General features: G+C 23.0%; 2 protein-coding genes. One reads left to right on the forward strand and one right to left on the reverse strand.

All coding sequences use genetic code 4. The features are described from left to right. Positions 1–170: 170 nt before the first annotated feature. Positions 171–1154: an IS30 family transposase gene (locus C6B38_RS02815; RefSeq protein ID WP_105298578.1), complete on the reverse strand. Its 984-nt coding sequence runs from the start codon at positions 1152–1154 to the stop codon at positions 171–173. Positions 1155–1501: 347 nt separating this feature from the next. On the opposite strand from C6B38_RS02815, the gene C6B38_RS02820 reads away from it, so the two are divergent. After that, positions 1502–1897 (forward strand): hypothetical protein, encoded by a 396-nt coding sequence (locus C6B38_RS02820; RefSeq protein WP_105298579.1) that lies wholly within the window; start codon positions 1502–1504, stop codon positions 1895–1897. Positions 1898–1911: the final 14 nt, after the last annotated feature.

Genomic DNA, 1911 nt, shown 5'->3' on the forward strand with positions numbered 1-1911 from the left:
CGTATTATGTAAATCTAAGCTCCAATTAATCTCTTGTTATTTTGATAATAACATCATTTTTAACAAATGCAACTCTTTTTTTAAAAAAATAAAATATTTTATAAATATAGCTTAATTTAACCATATTTAAGCACACTAAAAAAGCATTTATTAAATTTTAATTAATAAATTTACTTAATATTCTGTAAAAACATTTCTTTTGCACTTATTCAATTTAAACACGGTCGGAGTTTATCATTTATAACATTAACTACTCAATCAATTCTTTTCTGACTAACATTATTAAAATCAGTTCCAAGAGGAAAGCGTTTTCTAAATTCACGGTTAATTCTTTCAATTAATGGTTTTTGATTAGGTGAACCTGGGTCACAAAAATATACTTGTGTTTCAGCAAATATTTCCATTTCTCTTCATTTACTAAATTCTTTCCCACGGTCAGTTATTATTCCTTTAATTTTTCCAATTAAATTATTACTTATAACAATATCTTTAAACTTTTCTACAACTTCATTAGCAGTATGATTTTCTAATTTCATAGCAAAGTATTTTTTACTTGATTGTTCTACTAAAACTAAAACAGCAGATTTATGGTCTTTTCCAACAACTGTATCCGCTTCAAGTCATCCAACATTAGAAACTTTATTTTCAATATCTCAAATTGACTTAAATTTTTCATCTAATTTGCCACGATTATCAGGTCTTTTCTTTGTTCTATTTCTTCTACCACCATTTAATAAATTTTTCTTTAACAAACCCAAAAGACCTAAATAAATTCATTTATACAATGTTTTTACACAAACGGGAAATTTAATCCCAAACTTTATTAAAAAACGCTGAATAATTTCTGCTGGTGTATCATGATAAACATTAAATCTCAGATGAATAAAATTTAATTGTTCTTTTGTAAATTCAGGTAGTTTTTTAATACATTTTTTACGCTTTTTATAATAATCTTTTTGTGCTTCTATTGCTGTATAATCTTCTATATTTTTAAATCGCTTAATTTCTCTTTTAACAGTATTAATATCTCTTCCTGTTTGTCTTGATATTTCAGATAAATTAAGCGTACCATTTTTCTTTTTGCAACTATCAGATAAAAATAAATCCTTAAAAAATCTTCGTTCATCATATTTTACATGTGTATAATCTTTCATTACTCTATATTTCCTCCAATTCTTTTATAAAAATAGTTATACATTAAATTTATAAAAAAGATAAATTTTCATATTTTTTTCAATTAAAATTATTGACAAATATATTATTAATTATATAATTATATTGTAACAAGCTCCAATTAATCTCTATATGCTTGTATACTAAAATAAAAAGTAAAGTAATTTACTTTTTTTTATTTTGATGTAAAATATAGATAATAAAAAAAGAACAAAATATTATATTAAGTTCTTTGATATATTGATACAGTTTGATAGGTTTTTATACTCTTTTATTTAACCATATTGTTTAAATAATAGCAATTTTAATATGCAAAAAGGAGTAAAAAATGAAAGAATTTAATCCAAATAAAGCAAGTTATACAACAATTTGAAGAAAAATTGAAGAATTTTGAAATGATAAGAAACCAAATATTCCCTATACTTTGAACGATTTAACMGATAAACTCAACCTTTCTAGCAGATGAAGACATGAAACTTACAAGAGCGAAAAGATAATACCTTTAATACAACGACAAGTTGATAAAATTGAAAGTGAATTAATTAAAGCAATGGTTAAAACACCTGATGGAGTAAAAACATATTGACAACGAGCATTTAATTATAAATATTCATTACAAGAAAAACAATTAGAACAAGAATTAAACTTAAATAATCAACAACCAATCATTGTTAATTTACAAACTGATATTAGAGATATTAAAAATGATGATAAGGAAAAATAATAATGCTTAATCAT

The sequence above is a fragment of the Spiroplasma sp. ChiS genome (genome assembly GCF_002968355.1).
GTDB lineage: Bacteria > Bacillota_I > Bacilli_A > Mycoplasmatales > Mycoplasmataceae > Spiroplasma > Spiroplasma citri.